25 protein-coding genes are annotated in these 26,712 nt (G+C 65.3%); 13 read left to right on the forward strand and 12 right to left on the reverse strand.

The genetic code is table 11. The annotated features are described in order from the left end of the window. Positions 1 to 5: 5 nt before the first annotated feature. From B8446_RS01700 to B8446_RS01715, 4 genes are read left to right on the forward strand one after another with little or no spacing between them, the layout of a single operon-like run. The gene (locus B8446_RS01700; RefSeq protein ID WP_048846540.1) at positions 6 to 329 is read left to right on the forward strand and encodes a YbaB/EbfC family nucleoid-associated protein; all 324 of its coding nucleotides are present in this window, start codon (positions 6 to 8) and stop codon (positions 327 to 329) included. Positions 330 to 333: 4 nt separating this feature from the next. Then, positions 334 to 936: a recombination mediator RecR gene (gene recR, locus B8446_RS01705; RefSeq protein ID WP_048846542.1), complete on the forward strand. Its 603-nt coding sequence runs from the start codon at positions 334 to 336 to the stop codon at positions 934 to 936. Further along, positions 933 to 1,679, forward strand: coding sequence for an SDR family oxidoreductase (locus B8446_RS01710; RefSeq protein ID WP_048846544.1), 747 nt, complete (start codon positions 933 to 935; stop codon positions 1,677 to 1,679). The genes recR and B8446_RS01710 overlap by 4 nt, the downstream gene beginning before the upstream one ends. Next, the gene (locus tag B8446_RS01715) at positions 1,676 to 2,152 is read left to right on the forward strand and encodes a GNAT family N-acetyltransferase (RefSeq protein ID WP_048846546.1); all 477 of its coding nucleotides are present in this window, start codon (positions 1,676 to 1,678) and stop codon (positions 2,150 to 2,152) included. Before B8446_RS01710 ends, B8446_RS01715 begins: the two co-directional genes overlap by 4 nt. On the opposite strand, the gene B8446_RS01720 is transcribed toward B8446_RS01715, so the two are convergent. After that, positions 2,122 to 2,721, reverse strand: coding sequence for a hypothetical protein (locus tag B8446_RS01720; protein ID WP_053053621.1), 600 nt, complete (start codon positions 2,719 to 2,721; stop codon positions 2,122 to 2,124). The two genes, B8446_RS01715 and B8446_RS01720, sit on opposite strands and share 31 nt — an antisense overlap. Beyond that, the gene (locus B8446_RS01725) at positions 2,696 to 3,013 is read right to left on the reverse strand and encodes a TIGR02300 family protein (RefSeq protein ID WP_048846679.1); all 318 of its coding nucleotides are present in this window, start codon (positions 3,011 to 3,013) and stop codon (positions 2,696 to 2,698) included. The genes B8446_RS01720 and B8446_RS01725 overlap by 26 nt, the downstream gene beginning before the upstream one ends. Positions 3,014 to 3,195: 182 nt before the next feature. Between B8446_RS01725 and aroA the strand changes: the two genes are divergently transcribed. The 6 genes from aroA to B8446_RS01755 all read left to right on the forward strand — a co-directional run bounded on the left by aroA (position 3,196) and on the right by B8446_RS01755 (position 15,079). After that, on the forward strand, positions 3,196 to 4,542 hold the full coding sequence (gene aroA / locus B8446_RS01730) for a 3-phosphoshikimate 1-carboxyvinyltransferase (RefSeq protein WP_048846548.1): 1,347 nt from the start codon (positions 3,196 to 3,198) through the stop codon (positions 4,540 to 4,542). Then, positions 4,539 to 5,210 carry a (d)CMP kinase gene (gene cmk / locus B8446_RS01735; RefSeq protein WP_048846550.1) on the forward strand — a complete coding sequence of 224 codons (672 nt, stop codon included), beginning with the start codon at positions 4,539 to 4,541 and terminating at the stop codon, positions 5,208 to 5,210. The genes aroA and cmk overlap by 4 nt, the downstream gene beginning before the upstream one ends. Positions 5,211 to 5,532: 322 nt before the next feature. Next, positions 5,533 to 7,248, forward strand: a complete 1,716-nt coding sequence (rpsA, locus tag B8446_RS01740) for a 30S ribosomal protein S1 (protein WP_048846552.1) — start codon at positions 5,533 to 5,535, stop codon at positions 7,246 to 7,248. 305 nt (positions 7,249 to 7,553) lie between these two features. Next, on the forward strand, positions 7,554 to 10,901 hold the full coding sequence (locus tag B8446_RS01745; RefSeq protein ID WP_048846554.1) for a glycosyltransferase family protein: 3,348 nt from the start codon (positions 7,554 to 7,556) through the stop codon (positions 10,899 to 10,901). Between the two features lie 69 nt (positions 10,902 to 10,970). Beyond that, entirely contained in the window at positions 10,971 to 13,985 is a 3,015-nt protein-coding gene (locus B8446_RS01750) for a glycosyltransferase (RefSeq protein WP_241767585.1), read from the forward strand. 71 nt (positions 13,986 to 14,056) lie between these two features. After that, positions 14,057 to 15,079: a CgeB family protein gene (locus B8446_RS01755; protein ID WP_148505797.1), complete on the forward strand. Its 1,023-nt coding sequence runs from the start codon at positions 14,057 to 14,059 to the stop codon at positions 15,077 to 15,079. A gap of 87 nt (positions 15,080 to 15,166) precedes the next feature. Here B8446_RS01755 and B8446_RS01760 read toward each other — a convergent pair whose 3' ends face one another. After that, positions 15,167 to 17,923 (reverse strand): M16 family metallopeptidase, encoded by a 2,757-nt coding sequence (locus B8446_RS01760; protein ID WP_373277117.1) that lies wholly within the window; start codon positions 17,921 to 17,923, stop codon positions 15,167 to 15,169. A gap of 82 nt (positions 17,924 to 18,005) precedes the next feature. Here B8446_RS01760 and B8446_RS01765 point away from each other — a divergent pair, with 82 nt between their 5' ends. Then, complete coding sequence (locus tag B8446_RS01765; protein WP_241767586.1) at positions 18,006 to 18,557, forward strand: hypothetical protein; 552 nt, start codon at positions 18,006 to 18,008, stop codon at positions 18,555 to 18,557. A gap of 12 nt (positions 18,558 to 18,569) precedes the next feature. Beyond that, a complete protein-coding gene (locus B8446_RS01770; protein ID WP_084711984.1) occupies positions 18,570 to 19,586 on the forward strand; it encodes a glycosyltransferase in 1,017 nt (338 codons plus the stop codon). A gap of 214 nt (positions 19,587 to 19,800) precedes the next feature. Here B8446_RS01770 and B8446_RS01775 read toward each other — a convergent pair whose 3' ends face one another. The 8 genes from B8446_RS01775 to B8446_RS01805 are packed head-to-tail and all read right to left on the reverse strand — an operon-like array spanning position 19,801 to position 25,294. Beyond that, on the reverse strand, positions 19,801 to 20,094 hold the full coding sequence (locus B8446_RS01775; protein ID WP_048846689.1) for a hypothetical protein: 294 nt from the start codon (positions 20,092 to 20,094) through the stop codon (positions 19,801 to 19,803). A gap of 28 nt (positions 20,095 to 20,122) precedes the next feature. Then, positions 20,123 to 20,845 carry a c-type cytochrome biogenesis protein CcmI gene (gene ccmI / locus B8446_RS01780; RefSeq protein WP_048846558.1) on the reverse strand — a complete coding sequence of 241 codons (723 nt, stop codon included), beginning with the start codon at positions 20,843 to 20,845 and terminating at the stop codon, positions 20,123 to 20,125. After that, positions 20,842 to 21,300, reverse strand: coding sequence for a cytochrome c-type biogenesis protein (locus B8446_RS01785; protein WP_048846560.1), 459 nt, complete (start codon positions 21,298 to 21,300; stop codon positions 20,842 to 20,844). The genes ccmI and B8446_RS01785 overlap by 4 nt, the downstream gene beginning before the upstream one ends. Next, the gene (locus B8446_RS01790) at positions 21,297 to 21,893 is read right to left on the reverse strand and encodes a DsbE family thiol:disulfide interchange protein (protein ID WP_048846562.1); all 597 of its coding nucleotides are present in this window, start codon (positions 21,891 to 21,893) and stop codon (positions 21,297 to 21,299) included. Before B8446_RS01790 ends, B8446_RS01785 begins: the two co-directional genes overlap by 4 nt. Continuing rightward, positions 21,890 to 23,872: a heme lyase CcmF/NrfE family subunit gene (locus B8446_RS01795; protein WP_048846564.1), complete on the reverse strand. Its 1,983-nt coding sequence runs from the start codon at positions 23,870 to 23,872 to the stop codon at positions 21,890 to 21,892. The genes B8446_RS01790 and B8446_RS01795 overlap by 4 nt, the downstream gene beginning before the upstream one ends. 2 nt (positions 23,873 to 23,874) lie before the next feature. Then, entirely contained in the window at positions 23,875 to 24,420 is a 546-nt protein-coding gene (gene ccmE / locus B8446_RS01800) for a cytochrome c maturation protein CcmE (protein ID WP_048846565.1), read from the reverse strand. Next, the gene (locus tag B8446_RS16395) at positions 24,417 to 24,566 is read right to left on the reverse strand and encodes a hypothetical protein (protein ID WP_199484026.1); all 150 of its coding nucleotides are present in this window, start codon (positions 24,564 to 24,566) and stop codon (positions 24,417 to 24,419) included. Before B8446_RS16395 ends, ccmE begins: the two co-directional genes overlap by 4 nt. Then, positions 24,563 to 25,294 carry a heme ABC transporter permease gene (locus tag B8446_RS01805; RefSeq protein WP_048846691.1) on the reverse strand — a complete coding sequence of 244 codons (732 nt, stop codon included), beginning with the start codon at positions 25,292 to 25,294 and terminating at the stop codon, positions 24,563 to 24,565. The genes B8446_RS16395 and B8446_RS01805 overlap by 4 nt, the downstream gene beginning before the upstream one ends. Positions 25,295 to 25,503: 209 nt before the next feature. Here B8446_RS01805 and B8446_RS01810 point away from each other — a divergent pair, with 209 nt between their 5' ends. Beyond that, complete coding sequence (locus B8446_RS01810; protein ID WP_048846567.1) at positions 25,504 to 25,923, forward strand: EVE domain-containing protein; 420 nt, start codon at positions 25,504 to 25,506, stop codon at positions 25,921 to 25,923. A 15-nt stretch (positions 25,924 to 25,938) separates the two neighbouring features. Here the strand turns inward: B8446_RS01810 and B8446_RS01815 are convergent, their stop codons facing one another. Continuing rightward, on the reverse strand, positions 25,939 to 26,439 hold the full coding sequence (locus tag B8446_RS01815; RefSeq protein WP_053053623.1) for a hypothetical protein: 501 nt from the start codon (positions 26,437 to 26,439) through the stop codon (positions 25,939 to 25,941). Between the last annotated feature and the right edge of the window lie 273 nt (positions 26,440 to 26,712).

The raw sequence follows: 26,712 nt of genomic DNA on the forward strand, positions 1-26,712 counted from the left end.
AAACGATGAAGAATCTGGCCGGATTGATGAAACAGGCCTCGCAGATGCAGTCGCGCATGGAGGAGGTCCAGGCCAACCTCGCCGCATTGTCGGTCGAGGGATCGGCAGGGGCCGGCCTGGTCAGCGTGACGCTGGGCGGCAAGAACGACCTGCGTGCCGTGAAGATCGACCCCAAGCTGCTCGATCCGAACGAGGTCGAGATGCTGCAGGATCTGCTGATCGCGGCGTTCGCCGATGCGCGTGAGAAGGTCGATGCGGCTGCGGCCGAAGAAATGCGCAAGGCAACCGGCGGGCTCGACCTTCCGGCGGGTCTGAAGCTGCCGTTCTGATTTCATGGTGGCGCTGGGTGGAAGCGATATCGAGCGGCTGATCGCGATGTTGTCGCGTCTGCCGGGGCTCGGGCCGCGTTCGGCGCGGCGCGCGGCGCTGTACCTGCTGCGCGAACCGCAGACCCGTCTGGCGCCGCTGTCACGCGCCATGGATTCCGCCGCCCGTTCGGTCCGGACCTGCTCGACCTGCGGCACGCTCGATACCACCGATCCCTGCACGATCTGTGCCGATCCAGAACGGGACCGGGGGCTGGTGTGTGTTGTCGAGACGGTCGGCGACCTCTGGGCGCTGGAGCGCGCGGGTATTCATCGCGGCGTCTATCAGGTGCTCGGCGGTACGCTGTCGGCCCTGGCCGGCATGGGACCTGATGATCTTAACACGGCACCGCTGTTCGCCCGGATCAAGGCAGGCGGCGTGCGGGAGGTCATCCTCGCTCTCGCAGCGACGGTCGAGGGTGCCACGACGGCGCACTGGCTGCAGGAGCGGCTGGCGCCGACCGGCGTCGCCGTATCCCGCGTCGGACACGGCGTGCCGATGGGCGGCGCGCTCGATGTGCTGGATGACGGCACGCTGGCAGCGGCGCTGACCGCGCGACGGCCGGCATGATCGATCCGGCCATTCCGCGCGTGGCCCTGGTGACCGGCGGTGCGAGGCGGATTGGTCGTGCGCTGGTCCTGGCTCTTGCGGATGCCGGTTTCTCCGTAGCGATCCACTGCCGGGACTCGCGGGATGAGGCGAATGCGCTGCTCGCCGCAATCCATGGTCGGGGCTTCGTCGTGACGGGTGACCTCGCCCATGAAGACGTGGTGCTGCGTATCCATGCCGAGGCCGTCTCGGCGCTTGGCCCGATCGGTGTGCTGGTCAACAACGCCGCCGTTTTCGAACGTGACGAATGGGACGATGCGACCCGGGAGAGCTGGGACCGGCATCTGGAGACGAATCTCCGCGCACCGTTCGTCCTGTCTCAGGTCATGGCGAAGGGGCTGCCGGACGGTGCGCGCGGCATGATCCTGAACCTTCTCGATCAGCGCGTCTGGCGGCCGACGCCGCACTTCGTCAGCTACACGGTCGCGAAATCGGCGCTGTGGACACTGACCCAGACGCTGGCGCTGGCGCTGGCGCCGCGCATCCGGGTGAATGCCATCGGCCCCGGACCGGTAGTGCCGAGCCCGGGCCAGAGCGACGAACAGTTCGCGCGCATGGCGCAGCGCACACCGCTGTGTGCAGCGACCGCACCGGAGGATATCGGCCGCGCCGCCATCGCCCTGTTGTCGCTGCCGACCGTCACGGGGCAGATGCTCGCACTGGATGGCGGCCAGCATCTCAACTGGTCGCCGAGTCGCCCATGAATAGTGACGTCGTGCTGCGGCGTGCGAAGGCCGCCGATACCGATGCGCTGGCCGAGATCTGGCATGTCTCGCTGTGTTCGATGACAGGGGTGTCCGAAAGCCTGATCCTGTCCCGGGCACGTTGCCTTGAACGTCTGCTGACGGAAGGGCCGGGGTGGCAGATCGTCGTCGCCGACGCGGGCGACGGGATTGCCGCATTCGTGGCATGGATTGCCGCCGACGGGCAGGGCGAAGGCTGGCTGCGGGAGCTGTTCGTTCATCCGGCAGCGCAAGGACGCCGTTTCGGAAGCCGGCTGCTTGGCGCGGCAAGGGCGGAAATGCCTATGGGATTCTGGCTGCGCACGCCTGCGGACAATGTCGGCGGCCGCCGCTTCTATGAGCGCGAGGGACTGAGGTTCGATGGCCTGCGGCAGGATGACGGCCTGCCTTTCACATCCGCGATCTATCGCTGGGCCGGCACTCTGTCGTCATAGCGCTCGACCACAAGCGCGATCGGGGCGTCGTCTGACGCGCGATGCAGGACGGCCGTGTTCTGGAGTGTCATGCCACCGCTGGCGCGTGGATCGAGGCTGACGCTCGCGATACGTGTCCGTGTGAAGTGCGTGGCGGCGACGGCCCGACCGAAGGGCGTTTCCGTTCGCTCCAGTGTCTCGTTCATCATCGGGGTCAGGCGCTCGGGCGCATACCAGTTCCACGCCTCCGACAGCACCATCGTCCCGCAATGCAACCGGACATGGCGCAGGACGACCGGATCGGCCGCCGGGAGATCCAGCAGACGATGGACGTCGAGCGCCGGCGGACCTCCTGCGTCACGGAGCTGTTCCGCCGTGATCCTGATCCGGGCAGAGGAGATCCGGTCGCAGCGTGCCTGAAGCACGGCGGTGGCGCTCGGCGACTTCAGGAGCGCCTGAGCCAGATCGCCCGCGCGCGCGGCAGCCGGAAGCAGCGCGCCGACAAGGCACGCAACCGGCAGCATGCGGACCCGCAGGACCGCACGCTGCCGGAGGGCGACGGGATCAGTTCTCGTCGTTGTCGCGGTCACTTTCGACTTCGATGTCGTTGCTCAGATCATCATCGTCGTCGTCGAGATCGGAGGTATCCTCCATCACGTCGTCGCCGGTTTCCTCATCGCCCGCCAGATCTGCATCATCGGTGTTCTCCGCGTCGGGCTTGGGCTTCTCCGGCACCGGTTCGGCGACGCGGCGCAGACGCGGCGTCTCGGAGGGCTGCTCGGCGCCGCATTTCGGGCAGATCGCAGGCGTGCGGCCCAGATCGTAGAAGCGGGCGTTGCAGGATACGCAGGTGCGCTTGAGGCCGAGTTCCGGTTTAGCCATCGGGGACCCTGTCTTGAAAATGTGTTTAAGGACGAGTGGGGCCGCGCGCACGCGCCGATCCATCAAGGGACGCGCCCATGCCACCTTGTCCACGTATTGTCAAACCCGAAGCCGTTTTTCGAGGTGCATCGGGTACGCAACAGATTGACAGCGCGCGTGCGCCATCGGACATCACAATCGCCATGTCCCGAACCGAACAGATCAAACCCGCCCCGCTCGATGTCCATGCGAGCCCCCGTCCGCTGTCCGGCGATATCGCCGTGCCAGGGGACAAGTCCATCAGCCATCGCGCGCTTATGTTCGCGGGCCTGGCGCAGGGGACGACGCGTATCGTGGGCCTGCTTGAAGGCGAGGACGTGCTGCGAACGGCCGATGCGATGCGCGCGCTGGGCGCGGACATCCGCCGCGAAGGCCGCGACTGGGTCGTCGACGGTCGCGGGATCGGCTCGCTGGACGAGCCTGCGGACGTGCTGGACATGGGCAATTCAGGCACGGCCGCACGGCTGCTGTGCGGTATTCTTGCCAGCCACGACATGACGGCCGTGATGACCGGCGATGGCTCGCTGCGCAAACGCCCGATGCGGCGCGTGACCGGCCCGCTGGCGGAATGCGGGGCGACATTCCTGACCCGTTCCGGCGATCGTCTGCCGCTGGCCGTTCGGGGCGCTGCACAGGCACGTCCCATCTCCTATCGCCTGCCGGTGGCTTCCGCCCAGGTGAAGTCAGCGCTGCTGCTGGCCGGTCTGAATGCATCCGGCCTGACGCGGATCGAGGAACCGGTCGCCACCCGCGATCACACCGAGAACATGCTGCGCCATTTCGGCGTGCCGGTGGACGTTACGCCGCTCGAAGGCGGCGGATGCGCGATTTCGGTCCAGGGCCCTGCGCGCCTTGCCGCAAGGGACGTGATCGTGCCCGGCGATCCGTCCTCGGCCGCTTTTCCGATCGCGGCGGCCCTTCTGGTGCCGGGATCGTCGATCCTGCTGCGGGGTGTCGGCCTCAATCCGTTGCGCACCGGCCTGCTCCAGACCCTGCGGGAAATGGGTGCCGATCTCCGCCTCGAGAACGAGCGTGTCGAAGGTGGCGAGCCGGTTGGCGATCTGCGTGTCACGGCCGGTACACTCACGGCGGTCGACGTGCCGCCGGAGCGCGCGCCGTCGATGATCGATGAATATCCTGTCCTGGCGGTCGTCTGTGCGGCGGCAAACGGTCGTTCGCGTCTGCGCGGCCTCGCCGAGCTTCGGGTCAAGGAGAGCGACCGCCTGAGCGCCACGGCGGCCCTTCTCGAGGCGAACGGCGTGTCGGTAACGATCGAGGGTGACGATCTCCTGGTCAGCGGCTGCGGCGGTCCGCCGCCGGGGGGCGGTTCCGTGGCGACCCATATGGATCACCGGCTGGCGATGAGTGCGGTCGTGATGGGGCTGGCGGCGCGTCAGCCGGTCCATGTGGATGATCTGGGTTTCGTCGATACGAGCTTCCCTGGGTTCGTTCGGCTCATGAACGGCCTGGGCGCGGGGATCGGGGCGTGAGCCCCGCAAAACGTCCCGGCGTTCTGATTGTGGCTGTCGACGGCCCCGCGGCCGCGGGGAAGGGGACGCTGGCGAAGAACCTCGCGTCCAGCCTTGGCCTGCCGCACCTCGATACCGGCCTGCTCTATCGCGCGACCGCGCGCCGGATGCTGGACGCGGGGCTCTCGCCGGAGCAGGACGATGGTGCCGCCGAGGCTGCCGCGCTGCGTCCGGAGGATCTGGCCCGACCTGATCTGCGCGTGCCGGAGATTGATCGCGGTGCCAGTGCCGTGGCCCGTCAGCCGGGTGTTCGCGCCGCACTTCTGGAGCGCCAGCGCGCATTCGCACAGGCCGCCGGCGGCGTGCTCGACGGGCGCGATATCGGGACCGTCGTGTTCCCCGATGCCACCGTCAAGCTGTTCGTCACGGCGTCTCCCCGCACGCGCGCAGAGCGCCGGCTGCGCCAGTTGCACGGCGATGCGGCCGGGGCTGACGAGGCGCTGCTCGAGCAGACGGCCCAGGAACTGGCCGCGCGCGACGCGCAGGATGCGGCGCGCGCCGTCTCGCCGCTGCGCAAGGCCGACGATGCCGTCGTGCTGGAAACCGACCGGCTGGATGCGGACGCCGTACTGGCGCGCGCACTCGAAATCGTCCGGGAGCGCGAAGGCGCCCTTCCGTCAGCCACGTGACAGCCATCTGATCGCAGTGCCTGGCGTCGTGCTGCCCTGGCTCGGTTCAGGATGGCCGGACCGGCCACGGAGCACGGTTTTAGTTGACTTTCGCGACGTCCGGGTGTCTGTGCCAGCCAGCGTCGCGCGTGACCCTGTGTCAGGGCCCAGCGAACGTCATTTTCCGAACCGGCCGGACACGCCCAAGCCCTGCTTGGCCTGACGTATCCGGCAAGTCGTGACGGTCTTGCTCTGCATCGGGGATGTCTCCGAAGACCCTGTCGCGCATGAATGACCGGGTCGCGCCCAATCGCGTTCCGGACACAGGATCAATAGGTCACTCATGGCTTCTGCCACCACTCACCCCGCTCCGGCCGCGCATGGCATGGAAGATTTCGCAGCCCTCCTCGACGAGACGCTGGGCCGCGACACGGGCTTCGACGGTTCGGTTGTCACCGGTCGCGTCGTTCGCCTGACTGATGAATTCGCCATCGTCGACGTCGGCCTGAAGAGCGAAGGGCGCGTCGCGCTCAAGGAATTCGGCCCGCCGGGCGTAGCACCGGACGTGAAGCCGGGCGACGTGATCGAGCTTTATGTCGAGCGTTACGAAGACCGTGACGGCTCCATCGTGCTGTCGCGCGAGAAGGCCCGCCGTGAAGAGGCGTGGACCTCACTCGAGCGAGCGTTCGAGAACAACCAGCGCGTCAACGGCACGATCTATGGTCGCGTCAAGGGCGGCTTCACGGTCGACCTCGGCGGCGCCATGGCCTTCCTTCCGGGCAGCCAGGTCGATATCCGCCCCGTGCGCGACATCGGGCCCCTGATGGGCCAGCCGCAGCCGTTCCAGATCCTGAAGATGGACCGCGCGCGCGGCAACATCGTCGTCTCGCGCCGTGCGGTGCTCGAGGAGACGCGTGCCGAGCAGCGTTCGGAGCTGATCCAGGGCCTGAAGGAAGGCATGATCCTCGACGGCGTGGTCAAGAACATCACCGACTATGGTGCGTTCGTGGACCTCGGCGGCGTCGATGGCCTCCTGCATGTCACCGACATCGCCTGGAAGCGCATCAACCACCCGTCGGAAGCCCTGCAGATCGGCCAGCCGGTCCGCGTGCAGGTCATCCGCTTCAACGCCGACACGCAGCGTATCTCGCTGGGCATGAAGCAGCTCGAGGCGGATCCGTGGGAGAACGTCGCGATCAAGTACCCGTCGGGTGCGCGTTTCAGCGGTCGCGTCACGAACATCACCGACTACGGCGCGTTCGTCGAGCTGGAGCCGGGCGTCGAGGGGCTGGTGCACGTCTCCGAGATGTCCTGGACCAAGAAGAACGTCCATCCGGGCAAGATCGTCGCGACCAGCCAGGAAGTGGACGTCATGGTGCTGGACGTGGACAGCGCCAAGCGCCGCATCTCGCTCGGCCTCAAGCAGGTCCAGCGCAACCCCTGGGAGCAGTTCCAGGAGGATCACAAGGTCGGTTCGACGATCGAGGGCGAAATCCGCAACATCACCGAGTTCGGTCTGTTCGTGGGTCTCTCGGCCGACATCGACGGCATGGTCCACATGTCCGATCTGTCCTGGGACGAGCCGGGCGAAGTCGCCATGGCGAAGTACGAGAAGGGCCAGGTCGTTCAGGCTAAGGTGCTCGACATCGACGCCGAGAAGGAGCGCATCTCGCTCGGTATCAAGCAGCTTCAGGAAGATCCAGCAGCCGACACGCTATCCAAGGTCCAGAAGGGCGCTGTCGTCACCTGCATCGTGACTGCGGTTCAGAGCAACGGCATCGAGGTCAAGGTCGACGACGTGCTGACGGGTTTCATCCGTCGCGCCGAGCTGGCCCGCGACAAGGCCGAGCAGCGTCCGGAGCGTTTCGCAGTCGGCGAGCGCGTCGATGCGAAGATCGTTTCGGTCGACCGTGCGTCGCGCAAGCTGGCCCTCACCATCCGTGGTCGCGAGATGGAAGAGGACAAGCAGGCCATCAACGAGTATGGCTCGTCCGACAGCGGTGCGTCGCTGGGTGACATTCTCGGGGCCGCGATCCGTCGTCGCAATTCCGAGGGCTGATCCGCGACAGCATTCCGGCAGGATGTCGCCGTCGGGACGAATAACGTCCCCTATGACGGCGGCATCTCCCGGTCCGCATGAAAAGGTCGCTTCGGCGGCCTTTTTTTATGTCCGACGTTCAACGAATGCTTAACGGTTTGATCGTGCGTTAAAGCGCTTTGGACATCTTTGACGGAAAGGGCCGTTGGGATAAGGATAGCATGAGGAGCAGGCTGCGCCCGGCAGGGCCAGTTTTGCGCAGTAAGTCGGCGGACTGCTGTTCCGGCGTTGCAGAAGGGGTAGGCGCCCAGGCGTCTGGAGGCTCAATGGCTGTCATCTACAATACGAACTATACCCATAACCCCAACGCCTATCTGACTCTCGCCGTCGAGCGCTCCGCCAAGGCACTGTTCGGGGCCGAGAACATTGTCGTTGCCGACAATATGTCTCTCGGCCCCCTGGCCGCATCCGGCGAACACGATACGCTGATCTGCCTCGACGCGCAGCGGATCAACCTCCAGCTGATCCGTCGTGTCCGGCCGGCCTTCAAGACGATGATCCTCTGGACGTTCGAGGACCCGTTCATGCGGGACTTCAATGTCGAGAACGCGCATCTCTTCGACTATGTCTTCACCAACGATCCGTCCTGCGCGGAATACTATCGGGGCAAGGGCCATTACCTGCCCCTGGCGGCCAGCCGTTCGATTCACGAGCGCAAGGTCCGGGCTGCGGGGGATGTCGACTATGACATCTTCTTCGCGGGCACGATGTGGCCGAATCGCGTACACACTCTGCGGCATGTGATCGCGGCCTTTCCGGAAGCCCGGCTGAAGCTGATCTGCCCTGGCAACGAGTATCTTCCGCCGCTGCCCGCCGATCTGTCGGCATTGGCGATCCAGCGCCCTGTCAGCCATGAAGCCTTCATCGACTTTGCGAATGCGTCCGCCGTGACGCTGACGATGTTCCGCGACTATGCAAGCCATGGCGACGTCAGCCAGGCGACGGCGCCGGGACCGCGCTTCTACGAACTCGCCCTGGCCGGTGCAGCGCAGGTCGTCGAAGCACCCGAATCCATGGAATCGCGCTATTTCGACGAGGTCGACGGCACGCTTCTGGCGCGTGATACCCGCGGCGTGATCGATCATATCGCCCGCCTGCTGTCCAATCGTTCGCTGCGTCGCAAGAGCGCGATCGCTGGCCAGAAATCAGTGCTCGAGCAGCATCTGTACGACCACCGCCTGCAGCGGATGGCGGACATCACAGGCGCCAATTTCGGCCGCCGGTCGCGTGAAGACGTGCCGTTGATCTCGAATCGTCGGCGTCGTCTGCGCGTGCTGATGTGCACCCACTCCACAATCCATGAGCAGGCCTGGGGCGGCGTCGAGGTCTATCAGCAGATGCTGTGCGGACTTCTGGGCCGTGATGTCGAATTCTTCTACTGGCTGCGTCGCGGCCACCACTGCCGCCTGACGACGGCTGCAGGTCGTGAGGTGGAGCGGTTCGACGTGCCGGAAGTCGGCTGGATGGACGCCATGTGCGACGCGCCGGAAGAAATGGCTTTCTCCTCGGCCATCAGCCAGTACAATTTCGACATCGTCCATTTCCAGCATCTCGGCCATCATGCGCTGTCGCTGCCGATCATCGCCAAGGCGAACGGCGCGGGCGTCGTGTTCTCGGCCCACGACTTCTGGCTGGTTTCAGCGCGCTACAACCTGCTGAACCACGAGCTTCGGTACAACGAAGACGAAGTGAAGTCGGTCGTCGCAGCGGACATCACGCTCAAGGCTGCCGAAGGTGTCGAATACGGCGGAGAGCAGACGCGCCGGGCGTTCGTGGCCCTCATGCTGCAGTCGGTCGATGCGATCCTGTTCGGCACGAAGCATTCGCGTGACCTGACGCACGAGATCTATCCGCTGCTGGATCACAAGCTGAGCTACGTGCTCGGTATTCCGTCGCCCGAAAACACGGTGCCTGTCGCGCGCAAACCGTATGAGCCTCTGGATGGTCGCCCGCTGCGGATCGCGATCGTCGGCAACTTCCTGCGGACCAAGGGTGCCGACACCATTTTGTCGCTGATCGAACTGGCGCACCCGGACCATTTCGAGTTCCACATCTTCGGCTACGTGCATCCGGAATACGACTCTGTTCTCAACGCCGGAGCGCGTCCGAACGTGAAGGTCTATGGCCGCTATTCGGTAGGCGAGATCGAGGCGCTGAAGGTCGCAGACGTCGCGCTGAACCTGTCGATCTGGCCCGAGACCTACTGCATCTCGCTGTCCGAATCCTGGCAGAACGGTCTGGTACCCATCGTGACCGATGTCGGTGCCCTGGGCGATCGCGTGACGGACGGCGTGAACGGGTTCAAGGTGCCGATCGGTCGCCCGAGCATGGTCCTGGAACGTCTGGAACTGCTTCGCGCATCGGAAGGCATCCGCAAGCAGATGATGGCCAACATCACGCCGGCACTCTGGACGAGCGCGACGGACTACGGTGCGGCTCTTCTCGACATCTATCGCGATGTCGCGCCGCGGCGTGAGCTTGGCGTGGCGGAGCTCCAGTTCGATGCGGGCCAGGTTCACCTGCTGCCGCATCCGTCCTGGCGTCATCAGGCGCCGCCGCGCCATATTTTCGATCCGCCGACCACGCGCGATCTCGCCGTCGAACTGCCCGAGCCGGTCAACGACTGGAACTCGGTGCAGGGCGCCGAATGCTACGTGGACGATGTCTGCTGGCACGTGCTGAGCGACTATGAGGACGAGGACTTCCCGGGCGCGAACGAGTTCCACATCCGTGGCTGGTTCCTGCTGCCGGGCGTAAGCTCCGCAGGCAATCTCTATACGGTCCTGATCGGCTCGGGCGATCAGCCGATGATCTTCCTCAACTGCATCCGCGAACTCCGTACCGATCTGGGCTCGATCTTCCCGGGCGCACCGCGCCGGGCCGGCTTCGAGGGGCAGGTCGCCCTGCGCGGAAAGTGGTGCGAGGGTCGTTTCCGTGTCGGCCTGATCAATGTCGTGAACGGGCAGGGTGCATTCCAGCTCACCAAGATCCAGATCACGGTCGAAGGCGGCAAGGTTACGGAGATCCGGCGGGCGCAACCGTCCAACGGCGTCATCCTGTCGGATTTCGACCGGGTGTCGCATGGCGACGGCGTGCTGCGCGGTATCAAGCTGTCGCGCCTGAGCCAGCGTGATCTGCGCAGGCATCCCGATGGTGACCTCGAATACTACATCGACGACCTGAGCGGCCTGATCGGGGATGCGGCCGAGGGCCTTCCGGAAGATGGCTCGATCGCCATTCGTGGCTGGGCATTCCTGCATGGTCCGCAGCGTGCCGGCCAGCTCTACGTGGCATGCGTGCACGAGGAGCGCGACGAGACGATCCTGTTCGGCGCGGAACGCCTGATCCGTCAGGATGTCGGCACGTTCTTCGACGATGCGCCGCTCTGTGCCGGGTTCACTGCTCGCCTCTGGCTGGGCGATGGCTATGCCCGAACGATGGACGGCCGGTATCGCCTCAGCCTGGTCAACGTCGTGGACGATGTGCTCGGGATGCGTCCGACGGATATCGTGCTGGATGTGAGCGAAGGGCGTGTGACGTCGGTTGCGCGGGCTCCGCTCAGCGAGCAGACCGCCAGCCGGATCGTCCAGTTGCTGGAAATGGCCGGCGCCTGATCCGGCGATTGACCTGCACCGGGCTGCCCATCGTGGCGGCCCGACACCTGCAAGAGGACCGATCCCAGCGTGTCGACCGAAGAAATGCAGTCTGAAAAAACCGGCGCGCGCGCAGCAGCAACCGATCGGGCACCGGTATGGTCGGTTTTCGATGAAGCCTGGTACCTGCGGACGTATCCTGAAGTTCCGGAATGGATGGAGCGCGAGCACATCCCGAGTGCGCAGGATTTCTATACGGAGATCGGACAGCGCTACGGCCACTCTCCCAATCCGTTCTTTGACGAGAACTGGTATCGACAGGTCTATCCCGACATTTATCGCAGCATCGCGCGCAACGAGGTCCAGTCAGGCTTCGCCCATTATCGCGCCGAGGGCTGTCATGACCGCGACCCGCACTGGCTGTTTTCGGAATCCGCCTATCGGTGGGCGCACCCCGCACTGACAGATGCCCGTCTGGCGGAACAGGGATTCGCCAATGGCTACGATCATTTTCTTGCAGTCGGCGCGCTGGGATTTTCGAAGCCCCATGCGTTCTTCGATGCCTCCCTGTGCGAAGACATAACCTTCCGGCACGACGCGGCCTTCAACGGTCGATCGCTGTTCTCGGGCTATCTCTCCGCTGATGCAGCCGTCGCCGATTCCGGGCGCGTTTCCTGGTATTTCGATCCGGTCTGGTATCTGCAGACATATCCCGACGTCGCGCAGGAGATCGCCGAAGGCGTCTATCGCTCGGCACTGCACCATTATCTGACCAACGACACGCCGCGGCTCTTTGACCCGCAGCCGTTCTTTTCGGAAGCGCACTACGCGGAACAGAATCCGGACGTGATGCCCAGCATCACCGAGGGTCATTTCCGCAACGGATACGAGCACTTCGTGGGATTCGGCGCCTGTGAGGGACGCACACCCGCGCCGGGGGTGGATCTGCGCAGTTACGCAGCGCAGCCGCGCGTGCGCGCCGATATTGAAGACGGCCTCTATCCCGATGCGTATGCGCATTATGTCGCACGGCAGGTCGGTGGCGCAGGATTTGGCCTGTCAGGTACACAATATCCGATGGATACGGCCCCGCCGGACGAAGCCGCGACGCGCGCGATGTTCGTGCGTGAAGCCGAGGCCCTGCTCCCGGGCCTCATTCGTCGGCCGGCCGCCTTTCACACATCCGGCGTTCCCGAAATCAGCGTGATTGTCGTGGTCCACGACCAGCTGGCGCTGACGATGATGGCGCTCGCGTCGCTCAGGGCGAACTATGGCGGCAACATCGAACTGCTGCTGGTCAATTCGGGATCGCACGACGACAGCCGGCATTTCGAGACGCTGGTGCCTGGGGCCCGCGTTTTGAACTACCGATACAATCTGGGTTATCTCGAAGGCTGCAACGCCGCGCTGAAACTGGCCCGGGCGCCGGCCGTGCTGCTGCTCAACAACGACCTGCGGCTTTATCCGGGCGCTATCGCGCACATGCTGCGCAGACTTCACGCGGATCCAACGATCGGGGCCGTGGGCTCGAAGCTGATCCGCACCAACATGCGGCTTCAGGAAGCGGGCTCCATCATCTGGCGTGACGGCGCAACCTATGGTTACCGCAGGGAGGACGATCCCGGCGTTACCGAAGCCAATTTCGTGCGCGATGTCGATTACAGCTCGGCAGCCTGTCTGCTCGTCCGGGCCGATCTGATGCGTGCTCTGGGCGGCTATGATCCGACTTATCGCCCGGCCTATTTCGAGGATGCCGATCTCTGCCTGCGGCTGACGAAGCGCGGCGCGCGGATCGTCTATGAGCCGCTCGCCGTGGTCGAGCATCTGGAATTCGGCAGTTCGGGAAGCGTGGGTTCACAGACCCTGATCCGGACCAATCATCGTGTCTTCGCGCGCCAGCACGCGGATTTCCTGCGCCACCAGCAGCCGGCGCATGTTCGCAATGCCGTGCTGGCGCGCGGTCGTCGCGGCGCGGGTCGGCGGATCCTCTACATCGAGGATCGGCTGCCGCTACGGGCGCTTGGTTCGGGATATGTGCGGTCGAACGATGTCGTGCGCGAAATGGCAGCGCTGGGTCATCAGGTCACGGTGTTTCCAGTGCTGCCGCGCCGTGTCGACGTCGTGACGCTCTATCGGGACTTCCCCGAGACGGTCGAGCTGATCGCCGATCGCAGCCTCGCGGATTTCGCCGAATTCCTGCAGGATCGCGCGGGCTATTACGATCTGGTCTGGATCGGGCGTGTCCATAACATGGCGCGTCTTCTGCCGATCATGAACGAGATGAGCCGCTATCTGCCCCCGGGCGGCGCGGTGCTCGATACCGAGGTGGTGGCAACGCCGCGCACGCTGCGCCGGGCCGAGGTGCTGGGGCTCCCCATGCCTGCGGAGAGCATGGACGAGCTTCTGCGTCTGGAACTGGAGTCGGCCCATTTCTGCCAGCGGATCGTAGCCGTCACCGAAGCCGACGCGGCCCTGATCCGGCGCGCGGGTTACGACAACGTCTCGACGCTCGGGCATCTGGCGCATGTCATGCCGACGCCACGCCCCTTTGCCGAGCGCAGCGATATTCTGTTCATTGGCGCGCTGCATGACGAGGGCTCGCCCAATCACGATGCGCTGCTGTGGTTCGTCCAGGGCGTGCTGCCGCTTCTCGACGGGATGCTGGCGCCCGGCGTGAAGGTGCGGATCGCGGGCTTCCTGCATCCGTCAGTCGATCCGGGTCCCTTGGGGCTGCATGCGCGGGTCGAGCTGCTGGGGCCGGTTGACGATCTCGAGCCGCTCTATGATGCGCACCGGGTCTTCATCGCCCCGACGCGCTTTGCGGGCGGTCTGCCGTTCAAGTTGCACGAGGCGGCGGCGTACGGACTTCCTGCGGTTGCGACCGATCTCCTGATCGGGCAGCTCGGCTGGCAGCCGGACAGGGAAATCGTGTCCGGCGGCAATGGCAATCCTCTGGCCTTCGCACAGGCCGTGGCGCGACTCCATGATGATCCCGCACTCTGGGAGACGATCCGCGAAGGTGCGATCTTCGCCGTCTCGCAGGACTGCGCACCTGAACGCTTCCGCGAGACCCTGTCGGAGATTCTGGAGAGCTGCATGGTCTGAGCCGCTCGCGAACCCCGACCTTTTTCCTCTGCCTTCCAGATGCCCCTCGTTTTTGAGAATTGGACCGCTCGATGCCGCCATCCAAGACCAGTTCCGCCGACACCATGACCGTGCAGGCCAGCGCGATTTCCGGCCGCGTGCTGGTTTGCAGCGGCGGCCGCTATGAGTCCCAGGCCAATGCGCAGATCCGCGAGTCCATCATGGCCGGCTGGGCCGAGGTGTTCGGCGAGGAAAACACTCATGCCGTGCATATCAGCGGCGCGGCTGCCTCGATCGAGTGGCTGAAGCCCACGATCGTCTTTGCCATCGGCTCCTACCTGCCCGAGAGCACCTATTTCGGCGAGGTCTGCCGCGAGGCGAAGAAGGTCGGCGCGGTCACCGTCTTCTGGGCGACGGAAGATCCCTACGAGCAGGACGCCAACTATCGCGTCTCGCACGACTTCGACGTCGTGTTCTCCTGCGATCGTTGGGGCACCAATTTCTGGCAGCGTGAACGCGCGTTCCATCTACCGCTCGCGGCCTGCCCGAAGCTGCACTACGTGCCGATCGACGAGGAGGTCGAGAAGACGATCGACGTCCTGTTCTGTGGTGTCGCGTTCACGAGCCGCAAGGATATCGTGCGCAACCTGCTGCCGACCCTGCGCAACCTGAACATCAAGATCGTGGGTCCCGGCTGGGGCGAACTCGGGATCGGCTTCTCGGACGCGCGGATCGAGAAGGCGCAGCTTATCGAGCTGTATCGCCGTTCGAAGATCGTGCTCAACCTGGGGCGGTCGCTGCATTTCGAAAACAAGCGCTTCATGATCGCGCCGTCGACGCCGGGCCCCCGCACGTTCGAAGCGGCACTGGCCGGTGCGTTCCAGGTGTTCCACGAGGACACCTACGAGATCCACCGCTACTACGCGAAGGACGAGATCCCGGTCTTCTCGAACAAGGTCGATTTCGATCGTCTCGTCGCCCAGTACATCGACGATCCGAAAGCCGTGCTCGAGACAGCCAAGCGGGCGCAGGCGCGCACGAAGGCGGAGCACACGTATGGTCATCGCATCCGTCATGCGCTGGGCGTTCTGAAGCAGGAAGGCCTGCTGTCCTGATCCCGCGCTGACAGGCGTGGAGGCCGGCCTCCACGCCTCGGGCGTTCAATATTGGGGCCGCTCCGTTCGGAGCGGCCCTTTTTCATGTCAGTGCGACTGGGGACCCAGGATCAGTTCCGCCAGATCGGCCGGCCGCACCCAGGTGCGGAACGCCGTCTGAACGTCTGCCGCGGTAACCGCGTAGATCGCCTGTGCCGAATGCGCGGGCGTATCCAGCGGCTCGCCCAGATCGGCAAGGCGCAGATAGAGTCCGGCAAGGCCCGCGAAGCTCGCCCGCTGCAGCGGCATGCGCCGCAGCAAACCAGCCTTGGCCTGCACCAGCTCGTCATCGGTGACCATCGTATCGCGCATCGCCGAGACGTCCCGGATCGCGGCCTTCGTCGCGGCGCCGGCCTTGTCCGGATCGGCGCCGAAATTCACCACGAACGCGCTGCGGGTACGCCCGATCTGGGCACTGCTGCCTGCGAAATAGGCATAGCCCGTGCGCACGCGCAGATCCTGCAGCAGGCGCGATGTAAAACCTTCGCCAAGAACCTCGTTGCCGACCTGAAGCGCGTATCGATCCGGGTTGCTGACCGTCAGGCCCATGGTCTCCGCAAGGGTCACGTCGTCCTGCGAGCGGCCGGGATCGGGGGTATCGGCCTTGGACGCGCGGCTGTCCGGCCGGGGTGGCGAATCCACCAGCGGCTTCGGACCGTTGGCCGTCCATCCGCCGAACGCCTTCAGGATCGCGGCGTGAGCAGCCTCGGGCGTCGTGTCGCCCACGACGACGATAGTCGTCAGGTCGGGGCGGAAAGCATGGGTATAGAATGCGTGGACATCATCGAGCGTCAGATGGGCGATGCTCTCGGGCGTTGCTTCACGCAGAGCAGGATCACTGGGCACGTTGAGCGCGCGGAGTTCGCTGCGGCGGAAGCGATAGTCAGGCGACTGCATGACGCCTGCGCGAGACATCGCGGCCTGACGCTGCAGGATTGCAAAAGCCTGGCCGGGGAAGGCGGGATGCAGCTCGTTATCCGAAAGGATCGCAAGCCCCTTGTCGAAGTCCGGCGTCAGCACGCCAAGCGCGAAATTCGCACCCGCGTTTTCGTCGGCTGCGATATCATCGAGCGCCTTGGCCAGCGCCAGCCGGTCCCGGCTCGTGCTGCCATACTCGAACAGGGCGTCCGTCAGGGAAGCGACACCTTCCTTGCCCTTCGGTTCCTCCAGATTGGCGTTCTGACGGATCGAGCCGAAAAGCTGGATCGTGTGGCTGACATGCTCCGGCAGGACCAGAAGGCGCAAACCATTCGGCAACGTGAAGGCAGCCGGTGTGGCGGGCGGCGTGGGCACGGCCAGACGCGCAAGGGCAGCACTGGCCCAATCCGGTAGCTTCGTGCCCGCTGCCGGCGGCTTGGAGAAGGACTCGGAGCCGCCGAACCCGCCGGCACCCATCGGTGCGTTGCGTTCGCTCGGGATCAGATTGGCCGTAATGGCGGTCTCCGGCGTCAGCAGGCGCGCGGCCAAAGCGTTCACCTGCGCAGGCGTGACGGCCTGATACGCCCGGATCACATCCTGCGGGGACGACAGGCCGGAGAACGCCAGCGCCTGCGACCACGCGCTGGCCTGACCGCTGATCGAATTGGCATTGAACTCAAGCTGCGCGACCTCGCGGCGCTTGGCCGCTTCCACGAGATCGGCCGGAACGCCATGCGCGCGGGCATCGGCAATCACGACGCGCATCGACTCCATGAACGGCTTCGGATCAGCACCCTTCGGGAAGCCGGCGAGGGCCACACCGAACGACGCCTGAGGCGTTGCGATATAGTCGAAGCCGGCCGTCAGGGCCCGACCCTGGGGCACGAGACCATAGAGGGCATAGCGGTTGGAGCCGAGCACGTCGGAGAGGATGTCCGCGACCGCGAAATCCTGTGCGCGAAGCCCGGGCATCCGCCAGGCCATTGTCGCAAGCCCGATCGGAAGATCGGTGTCGAGAGACAGTGTCTTCGCCGTGACCGGCTCCGGCGAGAAGGCCGGGCGCGGGGGCAGGGGGCGTCTTGCGATACCGTCGAAAGCCGCGCGAACCTGCGACAGGGTGGCCTGCGGATTAACATCGCCCACGATGACGAGGATCGCGTTGTTCGGCGCGTACCAGGAATCGTAGAAGCTGTGCAGCAGCTTCGTGTCCGTCCGGTCGAAGCTCGGGCGCGTGCCGAGCGCGTCATGGGCATAGGGCGTGCCTGCGAACATGATGCCGCGCAGCTGGGCCGTGTAGCGATAGATCGGGCTTGAGAGATCGCGTGAGACCTCCTGCTCGATTGCGCCGCGTTCCGTGCTCCAGTCGGCGTCCGACAGCGTCAGGTTGCGCATCCGGTCGGCTTCGACGCGCAGCAGGATGCCGAGGTCTTCGATGGGTGCGGTATAGAAGTACTGGGTGACGTCCTCGGTCGTGTCGGCGTTGTTGTCGCCGCCCACGCGCGCCCCGATCGCATCGAGCGCATCGCCGCTCAGGCCTTTCGTGCCGCGGAACATCATGTGTTCGAGGGCATGGGCGGTGCCGGGGAAGCCGTCCGGAGCGTCCGACGATCCGACGAGGTAGTTGATTTCCGTGCTGACGACCGGCGCCAAATGGTCCGGGACGATGACGACACGCAACCCGTTATCCAGCGTGGCACGCAGGGGGGCCTGCTGCGCCATCGCGATGCCGGACGTGCCGAGGGAAAGAAGGACGGCGAGTGCGGCTTTTGCCGCGCCTCGGCAACGGGCGTGGGCGGCGGGCGGGCACAGCTTCTCGGATAACATGACGGTTCGGATACTCCGGACGGTTGGACGTCGTTCAGCCCACTTAACCGCGCGGATCGCCATGGTGTCCATGTCCGGCGGTCCGATATGCCAATGACGACGCATCAGGGGTGCAAATCGCGCGCGCGCTCGCTATATCGCTGCGATGTCCATCGGTGACCGCATCAATCAGATCGATTCCTGGCTGCTCGAGCATGTCTGGCAGCCGATCGCCGACCGGCTTCCCGAGCGGTGGCCTGCCATCGACATCGGCATGAGCTGTCAGCTCGGCGCGATCCTGCTGTCGGGTGTCGCGATCGCGATGATGATCATCGTCGGTCACATGGCCATCGGCGACGCCATGTTCAACGTGCTCGTATGGTGCGTCGGGCTGGCGTTCTTCGTGGGCATCAGCCGTGTGCGACAGCTCGTGCGTCGGGGCCAGCCCAATCCGCTGCGGCCGATGTTGTCCGGGATGCGGCCCATGTCGATCCCGTTCGCGCTGCTGGCCGCCTGGCAGGGCGCGGAAGCCCCGCCGCAACTGGCGCTGGGCTGCTGGTTCTTCACGCTTTCCTATGTCGTGTTCGTCATCGGCATCTATCTGATCTCGTGCGAACAGCGGCCGCCGAAGCAGCGCACGGCGCGTAATCCCCGCCGCGCCGTGCTGACGCCGCTCGAAGGCGGCCTGAGTGGTGGCGGCATGGGCGGACGCGGCTGACAGACAGCGCCCGTGCGTCTCCTGCATTGTCTCTCGACGCATGAACTCGCGGGCACCGAGCGTCACGTTGCCGGGCTGACGGAAGCCCTGAGCGCCGATCATGACGTTACGCTCCTGCTCGAACGCGACACGCACGATCCGGCCACCGGCGCCGACATCGCCGACATCCTACGCCCCGGTCCCCGCGTGCTGCGGGCAGGCCGCAAGGGGTATGCGGCCGGCTTGGCCAGCCTGCTCCTTCGGGAGCGCTTCGATATCATCCATACGCACCTGGGCCGGGCCAGCGCGCGGGCGCGTCTCCTGCGGCCGTTGCGCGGTCGGGCGAAGCTCGTGGCCACGCTCCACAATGCCTATCGCCCTCGGGCCTATGCCGGTCACGATGCGCTCATCTGCATCGCGCATTGGCAGAGCAGCGCCATTCCGTCACGCATTCCCCATCGTGTCATCGGCAACTGGCTCAATCCCGTGCCGATGCTGAGCCGGCAGGAGGCACGCGCCGTTCTGGGGATCGCAGAACACGATTTCATCCTGGTCGCTGCCGGGCGGTTCGTGCCGGAGAAAGGCTTCGCGAGCCTTCTGCGGGCGTTCGCCGCTGCTTCACGTGCCGATCCGCGCCTTGCCGACAGCAGGCTGTTCCTGTTCGGAGACGGGCCGGAGCGGCCGGCGCTGACGCAGCTTGCATCGCCAGGCGTCACCTTCATGGGCTTTCGTCCCGACCTGCGTCGGTTGCTACCGGCTTTTGACGGGTTCGTCCTGCCGTCGCGTCGTGAGCCGTTCGGCCTCGTCCTGCTCGAGGCCATGGCTGCGGACTTGCCCATTCTGGCAACGCGGGCCGGCGGTGTGACAGACATTCTCGATGACCGGACGGCGATTCTCGTGCCGCCGGAAGACGATGACGCCCTGATGCACGGACTGCTCCGTCTGCGGGAGGCGCAACCGCGTGCATATGACCTCTCATCGTTCATGCGGGAGAGGAAGATCAGGGAGACTGTGCAATTCTATGCGGAGCTGACCGGGCCTGCGCCCTGATCCGTCACGGGACGCAGATGCCGTGGCGGGATCGGCCGGTCATCTTTGAACGGACGTCGGGACAAGACTGTCTTTTGTGCCGACGCGCTGCCTTGAAAGCGATGCGGTGTCAGGCTCCACGAGCCCGGCGAAGTGCGGCCGGGTCTGGACGACGATCACGCCGGAATGCGGCAGCGCTCGATGAACGCGGCATTCGAGCGTGGGCCATCGGGGCCTATGCGTGACGTTTGCGGATCCACCGGTCTCCGCCAAAGCGGACGTTGGCGACGAAAAAGCCCAGGAGTCCGCCGATAACGACGAACAGTGCCAGCCAGGGTGAAGGCTTGACCAGGGTGAGGATCAGCGAAGGGACGGCCACCATGCCAAGCCCGGTGCAGATCAGCGATTCGATGCGGGTCGGGCCATACTGACGTTCGGCACCGCATTGCGGGCACAACTCGCTCGTCCGGCGCATCTTGGCCCGGCAGATCGGACAGATCTCGACCGCTCGCAATTCCGGCTCGAGCATCGGCAACGGCGCTGTTTCGGCATCAACTTCAACGGGTGGCAGACGCATCGTGCTCTCCCTCGGCGATGCGGGCTTCAATACTCATGCGATACGGTGCGTCCTGCGGAATGGCGGGGATTGCCTGTTTGTAGAGTGCAAGGCTGTCGGCACTGACATGGCCCTCGGCGCGCGTCTGCGCCTCGGCGGTCTGCAGCGCCAGCATGGGATCGAACTTCTGATCCAGCACGCGATGCCAGGCACGGGCCGCCGCCGCATAATGCTGACGGGAGGCTTCGGCCTGTCCGAGCAGCAAATAGCCTTGTGCATAACGCGGGTCGGTTGGCGCAAGCCCTGAAAGACCGTTACGCAGTTCCGCGATCAACGCATCGCTCTTCGCATCCTGTGGCGTGTGGCGCAGGCTGAGAGGCTGGGCGGGCAGGCTCGGATGGCCATTCGTGAGGTAGAGTGCAAAAGCCAGGACGGGAATGGTTGCCAGAATCCAGCCGGCCCGGCTGCGCCGCGGAGGGACGATCTCGGCGTCCTGCAACCGATCGGCGGCCAGCAGGCGACGCTGGATCTCAAGACGGGCGGCGTCGTATTCCGCAGCGCCGATCAGGCCGCCTGCGTGATCGCGATCAAGTTCCGCAAGCTGCCCGCGATAGAGCGCCAGCGCGGACTCGCGTTCGGAACGGGGGCGCGGCGCGCGACGCAGGCTGACCAGCGCGGGCAGCAGCGCCACCGCGCAGATCAGGACAATACCAAGCCACATCATGCAATCGGGTCGCTCAAATCAGTCAGTCGGGCGCGTTCGGCCTCGGTCAGGTCAGGCGGGGGAGTATTGCGACGGCGGAAACTCATGACCGCCAGACCGACGCCGATCAGCAGGGCGAGGGCCGGCATCGCCCACAGAAGGGCCGTCTCCAGGGTCAGGCGGGGACGCAGACGAATGAAATCGCCATAGCGCTGCGTCATCCAGGTCATGATCTGGCGATCGCTCTCGCCGGCCGCAACGTGCTGGCGCACGACATGCCGCAGGTCGCGGGCCAGAGGTGCGGAGCTGTCCTCGATCGACTCGTTCTGGCAGACGAGACACCGCAACTGCGACCCGATCCGCTCTGCCCGATGTTCCTGCGCGGGGTTGGGCAGCATCTCGGACGGATCGTCCACCGCCAGCGCCGGAAGCGCCATGCCCATGACGAACAGGAGGGTCAGCAATACGCGCTTCATGTCGGCAGCCCGGCGCGGTGCAGCTGCGGCGCGATCTGGCGCTCGTAGGCGTCCGGTTCCAGCCCGCCGGAGTAGTGCCAAGCGATGCGTCCGCCGGGCAGGATCAGGAATGTCTCTGGCACTCCCGACACGCCCCAGTCGATCGCGGCCGTTCCGTCATGATCCTGGGCTACCTGCGCGAACGGGTTGCCGTCGCGGGCGAGGAAGCCCAGCGCGTCGTCCGGTCGGTCCTTGTAGGCAATGCCCCAGACGGGAATTCTGGTTGCGATCGCCTGCAACGCCTTCGCTTCCGCGATGCAGGGAATGCACCACGAGGCGAAGAAATTGAGCAGGATCGGCTTTCCCTGCGCCGACAGCTCGGAGGCCGTGAAGCCTGCATGCGACCCGAGTCCGGGGAGGGCGAATGTCGGGACTGTCCGGCCGATGATGGGTGTATCGATGGCGCGCGGATCGAAACTGCCGTCGCCCATATGGCCCAGCATCCGCCAGAACCCGATGCCGAGCAGCCCGGCACCGGCCAGCGGGATTGCCGTCAGCAACCGTCGTCGCGTCGCCTGGCGGTGCGTGTCATGCGCGCTGTCCTGAGCGCTCATGATGCCAGCACGCCGGAAGACGTGCGTGCGCGACGCGGTGCACCGACCCGAAGCCTGCGATCGGACAGGGAAAGCCCGCCGCCGATCGCCATGACCAGCCCGCCCAGCCACATCCAGGGCGCGAGCGGATTGTAGTGCAGGCGCAGGATATAGGTCTGATCGGGTCCGCTGCCGTGGTGTTCGCCGACGACGGCATAGAGATCGGAGATCAGGTTGGTGCGGATGGCGACCTCGGTCGTCATCTGGTTCTGACTGGAGAAATCACGCCGCGAAGGATGGAGCACAGTGATGATCCGGTCATTATGGCGCACGACGATGGTCGCAACGGTGGCCTGATAATTCGGCCCCGGCATGGCGCGCACATTTTCGAGCGTCCAGTCATAGCCCGCAAGACGCTCGGTATGACCGACCGGGACCTCGACGATCGCGTGCTGCGCCTGTGACATGCCGCACAGGCCCAGAATTGTGATGCCTGCACCGATATGGGCGATCGCCGCCCCAAAGGCGGAGCGCGGCAGGGCGCGCGCGCGTGTCAGGCTCGCGCTCAGTGGCACGCGGAACAGGGACACCCGCTGCGCGAGATCCATGAGGCTTGCGGCAATGACCCAGACGGCGCCGATCGCGCACAGGATCGGCAACAGGCCCGACAGCAGCCAGATCGCGCACACGGTCGCGATGACGGCGGCGATGGCCGGCACCAGGAGGCGCGGCAGGACCGCGCCTAGTCGGGCGCGCTTCCATGGCAGCATGGTGCCGAACGCCATGAATGCGAGCAGGAGGACGGTCAGCGGAATGGTGGCCGCATCGAAGAACGGCTTGCCGACCGAGATCGTCCGGCCTGCGAGCAGCTGCATGAACGGCGGATACATCGTGCCGGTCACGACAACGGCGCAGATCGAACACAGGAGTATGTTGTTCAGGACCAGCGCGCCTTCACGCGACAGCGGTGCGAACAGCCCGCCAGTGACCAGCGAGGGCGCACGCCAGGCGAACAGCATCAGCGAGCCGCCGATGACCACCGCCAGTAGCGCCAGGATGAAGACGCCGCGCGCGGGGTCCTGCGCAAAGGCATGGACCGAATTCAGGATGCCGGAGCGGACGAGGAACGTGCCCGAAAGCGAGAACGAGAACGTGGCGATCGCCAGCAGCACGGTCCAGATCTTCAGACCCTCACGCTTTTCCACGACGATTGCGGAATGGACCAGCGCCGTACCCGTCAGCCACGGGATCAGCGATGCGTTCTCGACCGGATCCCAGAACCAGTAGCCGCCCCAGCCGAGCACGTAATATGACCACCACGAGCCCAGCGCGATGCCGCAGGTCAGGAAGCACCAGGCAGCCACCGCCCACGGGCGCACCCACCGCCCCCATGCCGCGTCGACCCGGCCTTCGATCAGGGCTGCGATCGCGAAGGCGAACGGCACGGCGAAACCGACATAGCCGGTGTAGAGAATGGGCGGATGGAAGGCGAGGCCGGGATCCTGCAGCAGCGGGTTCATGCCCTGACCATCCATCGGCGCGGGCCAGACCCGGTCGAACGGGTCTGATGTCCACAGGCAGAAGAGCTGGAATCCGCAGGAGACGCCGCCGAGGATTGCGAGAACCCGCCCGCGCAGGATCGCCGGAAGACCGCGGCCGAAACTCGCGACTGCCGCACCGCAGATGCCCAGGATCAGCGCCCACAGTAGGATGGACCCCTCGTGGTTCCCCCACACGCCCGTGATCTTGTAGAGCAGCGGTTTGGCGGCCGCCGAATTGGCCGCCACGTTCTGCACCGAGAAATCGTCGCGCACGGCGGAGATGACCAGGCACAGGAACGAGGCTGCAAGTGCCAGGCATTGTGCGAAGGCAAGGCCCGGTGCCAGGGCGACGAGGCGGGCATTGCCGCGATGCGCCCCCCACAGCGGGACCACGAATTGCAGCAGGGCCAGGACGCAGGCCAGCGCCAGCGCGAAATGGCCGGGTTCCGGTCCGAACATGCCTATCCTCCGGCCTGCGCCGTCTTGGTATCCATCTGCCGGGCTTCCGCGCGCGTCATCGTGTCCCAGCTTGCAGCGTCGGGAGCCTTGCCGAAGCGCGGATCCCATTTGCCGGAGCGCTTGAGCGCCTCGGCCACTTCCTTCGGCATGTAGGTCTCGTCATGCTTGGCGAGAACCTCGGATGCGCGGAAGCTGCCGTCGCCTTTCATCTCGCCGATAGCGACCACGCTCTGCCCCTCGCGGAACAGGTCGGGCAGGATGCCGGCATAGCGCACGGGAATGGCCGCCTGACCGTCGGTCACGTCAAAGCGCGCGATCGGCGTTTCGCCTTCGGTCTCGCGCTTCACCGAACCGGCTACCACCATCCCGCCGAGACGGATCGTCCGGTCGGAGCCGGGAGGATGAGCCCGCACCTGGCTGGGCGCCATGAAGAAGACGATGTTCGACGAAAACGCGTTCAGGACGAGCGCCGTCGTGATTCCGAGACCACCCAGGCAGAACACGACCAGCCAGAGACGCCGCGTCTTGCGCGTGAGACCACGTTTCACGACGGGCGACCTTCCGGAAACGAGCGCCCGACGAGCGCCAGCGCCTGTCGTGCCCGGCGCAACCGGATGACGGCGCCGATCCCGAGCACGGCGGAGGCGCCGAGCGCCAGCGCATAGGCCGCGACGATATAAGGCAGATGGGTCATGCAGCCTCCCTGTCGGCATGACGGCGCGACAGAAGCTGACGCGCGCGCGTTTCCATCAATGCCGCGCGCAGTCGTGCCATGACAACGGCCGCGAAACCGAGCGAGAAGCCCGCCATGCAGATGAACAACGGTGCGAGCATCGTCATCGACATCGTGGGCGCGCCGGTCAGCGTGATGCTGTCGGGCTGGTGCAGCGTGTTCCACCACTGGACGCTGAACTTGATGATCGGCAGGTCAACGGCACCTGCGATCGCCAGAATGGCGGCGGCGCGATAGCCGCGAGCCGGTTCGTCGAAGGCCCGGATCAGCGCGATATGACCGAGATACAGGAAGAACAGCACGAGGACCGAGGTCAGTCGCGCATCCCAGACCCACCATGTCCCCCACATCGGTTCGCCCCAGAGCGAACCGGTTGCAAGGCAGATGAAGGTCGCAACCGCGCCCACGGGCCCGATTTCGAGTGCTGCCAGATCGGCCAGCGGATGGCGCCAGATCAGCGACAGCGCACCGCAGACCGCAAGCGAGAAGTAGCCGAGCGATGCAAGCCATGCCATCGGGACGTGGACATACATGATCCGGACCGTATCGCCCTGCTGCCAGTCGGCCGGCGCATAGAACAATCCCCAGATGATCCCCACCGTCAGCGTCAGGACTGCAGCACCGCTCAACCATGGCAGCAATACGGACGACAGCCGCATGAACTGGCCGGGATTGGCAAACCGGTTCATGAAGCCCGGACGGCTGGGGCGGGCAGTTTGCGGCGGGATACGAGAGGTTGCAGGCAGGGTCACGATGATACGGGCTCCGGCGCCCTCGGCAGCGCTTCTGACATTGGATGTCACAAGCGGACATACGGCGAAATGCGCCTCCCGGAAACCCTTTGCCTGACGCATTATACCGATCACACAGATCGGTGAGCATGAACCATGGAGGCCGGATGCAGTATTGGCTGATTAAATCGGAGCCGGAGTCGTTCTCTTGGGCCCAGCAGGTCGACCACGATGTCGAACCATGGACCGGCGTCCGAAACCACCTCGCCAAGCGCAATCTCGAGGCGATGCGCGTGGGCGATCTTGCCTTCTTCTACCATTCGGTCAGCGAGAAAGCTGTGGTCGGCGTCGTCCGGATCGTGCGTGAAGCCTATCCGGATCCGACGGCACAGGACGCGAAAGGCAGTTGGGTCTGCGTGGATGTGAAAGCCTGCGGCCCGATGCCGAAGCCGGTCGCACTCGCGGACATCAAGGCATCCGGGAGCCTGTCCGGCATGGCCCTCGTGCGTCAGTCCCGCCTGTCGGTCTCCTCGGTGACCCGGGAAGAGTGGGACAAGATCTGCGCCATGGGCGGCTACAGGACGTAGCGCGCCCCTTGGAACTTATGGCTGGGGCTGCGGGCGGGCGGCGGTGCCGTAGGCGGCGACGCCCGATCCGTTGTAGTTCCGGCCCGAACTGCCGGCATAATTGCCGTACGTGAAATCCGTGTCGTAGGGCGGCGTGACCGGTGCATTGAACTTCACCGGAATGCCGGCAACCGAGAAATGCGAGGGCACGCTGTTGTCGTCGTTGATATTCTGGTGCGCGCCGACGGGCGGAAGGCCGGGCCCCTGACGCGAGGTGATGTCGGCACTGTAGGGGGCAAGCCGCGGATCGGTATCGGTCACTTCGGTATAGCCGTGCGGCGGCGGGGGGGCGCCTCCATCGGGGAGTGCCACCTGTTGCGCAGGCGTCATGTTCCGGTTGGCGGGCGCGATGTCCGACGGGTCCATCTGCATGGGCGGCAATGCAAGGGCAGTGCCCGTTGCTGCCATGCCGGCGATCAGGGCCAGAAGCGAACCTGCCGTGCCCTGATGATCGGCCGACTGTCTATTCCTGATCATGTCCTGCGTTTCCTGTCTTGTCGGATCGTTGCCACATTCAACTCCGAACCATGCTCCCGGTTTGGACCGGACACCAGATATGCGTGCGCCATGCAGCCAAGCAGTCCCTGCAGACGTTACGGGTTGCGTGTCGCACGGAAAGATGGCCGTAGCATTAATGAACGATGTTTCGTTTCCGACGCGATGAGCACCGGCCCGGCCTTCCGATGAAGGAGGCTGGATGCAGACGATGTTCATGTGCCGGACACATGATGTCCTTCAGGAGGAACCCGA

The sequence above is a fragment of the Tanticharoenia sakaeratensis NBRC 103193 genome (genome assembly GCF_000963885.1).
GTDB classification, from domain to species: domain Bacteria; phylum Pseudomonadota; class Alphaproteobacteria; order Acetobacterales; family Acetobacteraceae; genus Tanticharoenia; species Tanticharoenia sakaeratensis.